The sequence below is a fragment of the Liquorilactobacillus uvarum DSM 19971 genome, from assembly GCF_001434935.1.
Lineage (GTDB): Bacteria > Bacillota > Bacilli > Lactobacillales > Lactobacillaceae > Liquorilactobacillus > Liquorilactobacillus uvarum.
Genome location: NZ_AZEG01000001.1, coordinates 1 through 4822 on the forward strand (window position 1 = coordinate 1; position 4822 = coordinate 4822).

Here is a 4822-nt window from a genome sequence, read left to right on the forward strand (position 1 = left end):
GGACTGCTGATAAATAAGGGATAGTCAAACTCTAACCTCTTTTCTAACTGCCTTGCGACAGCTTCTTTTGCCTAACTATCATACAAGATGATGTTATGGCTTTCGATTATAGCGTTTGCTATAACCCCTTACACTCTTTATTATATAGCATCTCCAATTTAATGCAAGCGATTACACTTGCAAAGAAATAATATTTATAAAACAAATTATTATTTCTTTTGAGTTTTGCAACTCTCATACCAAATGCCCATAATCACAGCTTTGCCCCACACCGGAAGTACAAAAAAATTTTGTAATGATCCTTACAACTACTGAAGTATTTTCACTTTGCAATGTTAAATTTTTAGCTGGTGATTACAATAAAAGTTTATCCATCCCACATTAATCATTTTGCTTACGATACTATCTTCTATAAATAATAGAAGACCAATTACCAAAGATGAGCGATTGGACCGATCATATAAATTCCAAAAACCATCACAACAACACATAGTGTAGTAACGATCCATTTATACATACCCTGCATACAATATTTTTTAGGCAGAACTTTAGCTTCTAATGCCAATAAAAAGCCGAGGACGATCGGTAACAACAATGCATTCATGACCTCTACAGCTACTGCCATATTTACTAATTCAAAATTGGCAAGAACTAAAACGGCTCCAATAACATGTGCCAATGTATACATTATGTAAAAACCAGCAGTTTTACGATTTAAAGGCTCATTCAAGCTGTGCTTCCAATTAAGTACTTCAGTAATGCCCCAAGTTCCTGCCAGGGCGACAACTAAAGCAGCTACCAGAGATCCACCTAAAATACTGGCACCGATTAAAATCTTAGCAGGCATACTGCCAATAAAAGGAGCTAAACCACCGGCCAGATCACCCACAGAACTCAATGATTCAGAAGAAGAGCTGGTCCCTAATGTTGCTGCAAATGCAATTACAAAAACAAGCATGATTCCTTGAGTAACAAGAGTTCCGACAAATGTATCTTGCCGCTCCTTCTTAATTGAGTCTGCATTCAGATTTTTATCAATGACAGCACCTTGCTGATAAAAAATCATCCATGGCATGATGACTGCTCCAACATTAGCTGCTACTAAGTAAATATATGATGAATGGCGCCACGGAATCGTCATCAATCCTTGAACCATTTGAGACAAATTAGGCCTAATCATAATAACTGCAATAATGAACGCCAGCTCGGCCAGACCGATCCCAATACCAGCCCGTTCAACACGACGATAGCTTCCACTGAACGCAATACCGACTAACAGAATTGTGGCGATTGGAACAGTAATCCACTTCGAAATTCCAAATAGTTCTCCAACACCAGCAACACCGATAAACTCCGTCAATAATGCTCCAATAGCAGACACCGCTAAAGTTCCTGCTGAAAGCCAAGCCCAACCAGTACCGAAATTTTCTCGAATCAATTCACCATGGCCCTTATGGGTAACGATGCCCAAACGAACTGTCATCTCCTGAGCCATATATAAGACTGGGATTAATAATAATTGAGGCAAAATCATAGTATAGCCCCATTGAGCTCCTGATTGAGCAGCCGTAATTAAGCAACCGGCGTCTGTGTCGGCAAGCATGACAATTAACCCAGGCCCCCAAATTTTTAACCAGTGATAATTTGCCGATTTTTTTAGCAGATTTTTTTCTCCTGAAATATGTACCTTCTCAATGTTAGGCTGCAAGTGAACCACTCCAATTCATAATAACTATACTTCTAACTAGCAAATATTTTCAAGTTGCAAGTACCGTATATCGTACTCCAAAAAATATAGATATACAATATATAGAAGGAAATGAATTGCAAATAAACTCTGCGTGACTAATAAGATCATTTATATGCGTACCTAAAGATCCAAACTACTAGTTCTCTCTTAAACATATCCGATATTTCGAATATCACTAATGCGAACAAATTTGTTGGAATCAATGACGATCTCATTAGCATTATACCCATGGATCAGTGTAGTCACATCAGGTAAATTCACATTGTTACGATCTAATTCATTCAGCTGAATTACTACTTGGCGCCGCTGACTATAAGCCTCGGCAAGAATGGATGTTATCTTTTCAAGCGTCTGTTGCGGTTTATACCGGTATTCTTGATTAAGATCAGCATTTTTTTTATTTAGTGCAGCGGTATGATCGGACAGATAAAATCCTTGCCACTTAATCATCCCACGATCATGATAATCATACTTGAAAAAATCATTAACTATTCCCATATCAAAATCCTTATTATTCAAGAATATCACGCCTCCATTGAATTAATTTCTGTGTTTTTGGCCATCTCAGATCAGTAAAACCAATAAATTTAATACTCAAACTTGTTTTTTTTCTTAGCCCATCAATAATTTTTTCTAAATACTGGAGATCATAGCTATCAATTTTGTGTAAAGGAACTGACTTTAATCGTTCCCCTTTGTGTTGACTATTGAAAAAGAAATTATAGCTGCAATCATAGGGATCATTAGCTACTTGGAACCAATATCGAGTACGATTAGTCCTTTTAAATAATAACTGCATCCGGCTGTAAATAATTTCTAAATCCTTATTCATAGCTATTTCCTCCATTATGCCCTCCAACTAATTTGGAACGTTCAATAGCTGTCCCGCCTGTTGTTAAACTGGTTGCATAGACCAACTTGGTGAAGCCGAAACGTTTATGGATCTCATCAATTACGTAATTTAATTTTTCGTTTTTTAATTGGCGAAGCGGATCTGAAAACAAGTCAAGCTGCTGGCCTGTATTAGCGATTAATCTGCTGCTGTATACAGCAATATTTCTGACAGCTTGTCCTTCCCAATTCTTTCTGAATAAAAATAACAATTGTTTGGTAATCTCACGGTTATCGTTGGTCGAATCAACTTTTAGTGCATGGTGAAAGCCATCGCGACCATCTTCTGCCGCAGAAGCATAGGAAAAGCCAATATCTAATGACAGACACTTGGTCAGCTTATTATGGTGTCGTAATCGAGCAGCAACCTGTTCACCGATTTCTTTGATCACCGTTTCAATTTCTGACTGATTTTTGTAATCACGAGGTAATACTTGGGAATTACCAATACTAGCTTCTTTAGTGACCGGCTTATAATCTAGATTGGAACGATCAACACCCCAAGCAATTGCGAATAGCTGGGCACCAATGACACCCATTTCTTCTTTCAGCAAATAGGGATTGGCATGAGCCAGTTCATACATACTATGAATTTGAAGATGCCTAAGATGTTTGGCGGTACGCTTGCCGATCCCCCAAACATCTGTCAGATTATTAACAGTCCAAATCTTTTCAGGTACTGTTTCATAGTGAATCTCACCTACTAGGTCATGCGTATGTTTAGCGTAAATATCTAGTGCAATTTTAGCTTGAACCGGATTATCACCGATCCCTACAGTTGTATACAGGCCTAGTTTCTGCCGTACTCTTTTTTGAATTAAACGCGCAACTTCACGCGGTGAATTACCAAATAAACGCCAAGAATGTGTCATATCAAGAATACTTTCATCAATAGAATAAGGCCAAACATCATTTTCAGAGGCGAATTGTGCGAAGACTTCATTAATCTGAACATTGCGCTGAATATACAGATTCATCCGCGGTGGTACTACCTGTAACCGCGGATCTCGCGGCAAGTCTCTCTTACGGGAAACATTAGCCTTCAAATTAAATAGTCGTTTGGCTTCCGGAGAGGTAGCTAAAATAAGCCCCCCATTTGTATTTTCAGCCTCACTAAGTACTACTAGCGGAACCTTAAGCGGATTATACCCGCGCTGTACCGCCTCACAGCTGGCATAGAATGACTTATTATCGATTAAGAAGAAAACACCGCGCGGTTCGTCATTTGTAAACATATCCATCACTTCCGCAAGTTTTGTTTATATATTAACACAAAATAGCGAACGTGTGTTCTTTTTTTATGGAATTTTGCTGCTATAATTAACAGGACACCTATTAGAAATTAAGTAACTCATCTGAAACCAAGAAAAAAAGTTATCTTCCTTACAAAGATAACTTTATAAAAATTGTTTATGCTGCAACATATATTTGACAAGTTTAAAAAGCAATGTTATTTCTATATGTCATATATATCTAACTTCAAGAAAGGACTGCTCATGAATAAAGTTAAAGACTATCGATTAGCAGACTATTTCAAAATGAAAAAGAAGTATGCTAGAAGAGGAGTGGTTTCTGGAGTGTATTTTGGTATAGGTATGCACTTTTTTGATGCTTTAGACGCTTTAATCACTGGCAATGAAAGTTTAGTTTCTTAACTTCTCTTACTTCACTATACAATATTAGCCTATCTGTAGTTGAAGGAATATTCTTTGGTTTCTTCGTGTACCTTCTTTTTAGGTCAAGGATCAAAAAATAGCGTCTTTTCATATAGACTCTGTAAACACGCATAGCGGCCAAATAAAAAGAAAATATGTCCATTAATTGGTAGACTTTTAGTACACTTCCGGTCTCTTATTTCCGCTATGAATATGTCTCAAAAATCAATTCTCTCCCTGCCTTTTTGTTTACGCACAAAAAAGCTTGATTCCTAGAATCGGAACAAGCTCGTTTTGCCTAAGATAACCTATAATTTTATCTCCCAATAATAATGTAACCTCTTTTTCAACTCAATGCAGAATCAATATTTAACTTCAAATTTAGACACAAAAAAAACAGTCCAGCAAGATAAAGTTTAAGCTCTTTACACTTTACTTTTTCTCTTCCGATCTAACTAACTTCATTTTTAACAATCTTAAATCTCTTCAAAATCATCATCAATTTTATTAATTATCTCGCTGGACT

5 protein-coding genes are annotated in these 4822 nt (G+C 37.0%); 1 reads left to right on the top strand and 4 read right to left on the bottom strand.

Going from position 1 to position 4822, the window contains the following annotated elements:
- Window positions 1-430: 430 nt before the first annotated feature.
- The 4 genes from FD20_RS00005 to FD20_RS00020 all read right to left on the bottom strand — a co-directional run bounded on the left by FD20_RS00005 (window position 431) and on the right by FD20_RS00020 (window position 3876).
- The gene (locus tag FD20_RS00005) at window positions 431-1696 is read right to left on the bottom strand and encodes an NRAMP family divalent metal transporter (RefSeq protein ID WP_057735661.1); all 1266 of its coding nucleotides are present in this window, start codon (window positions 1694-1696) and stop codon (window positions 431-433) included.
- A 201-nt stretch (window positions 1697-1897) separates the two neighbouring features.
- Complete coding sequence (locus FD20_RS00010; protein ID WP_057735461.1) at window positions 1898-2269, bottom strand: hypothetical protein; 372 nt, start codon at window positions 2267-2269, stop codon at window positions 1898-1900.
- On the bottom strand, window positions 2262-2582 hold the full coding sequence (locus FD20_RS00015; RefSeq protein ID WP_057735462.1) for a hypothetical protein: 321 nt from the start codon (window positions 2580-2582) through the stop codon (window positions 2262-2264). The genes FD20_RS00010 and FD20_RS00015 overlap by 8 nt, the downstream gene beginning before the upstream one ends.
- Window positions 2575-3876 (bottom strand): Y-family DNA polymerase, encoded by a 1302-nt coding sequence (locus FD20_RS00020; RefSeq protein WP_057735463.1) that lies wholly within the window; start codon window positions 3874-3876, stop codon window positions 2575-2577. Before FD20_RS00020 ends, FD20_RS00015 begins: the two co-directional genes overlap by 8 nt.
- A 261-nt stretch (window positions 3877-4137) precedes the next feature.
- Here FD20_RS00020 and FD20_RS13245 point away from each other — a divergent pair, with 261 nt between their 5' ends.
- Window positions 4138-4296 carry a hypothetical protein gene (locus FD20_RS13245; RefSeq protein WP_157060798.1) on the top strand — a complete coding sequence of 53 codons (159 nt, stop codon included), beginning with the start codon at window positions 4138-4140 and terminating at the stop codon, window positions 4294-4296.
- Window positions 4297-4822 lie beyond the last annotated feature (526 nt).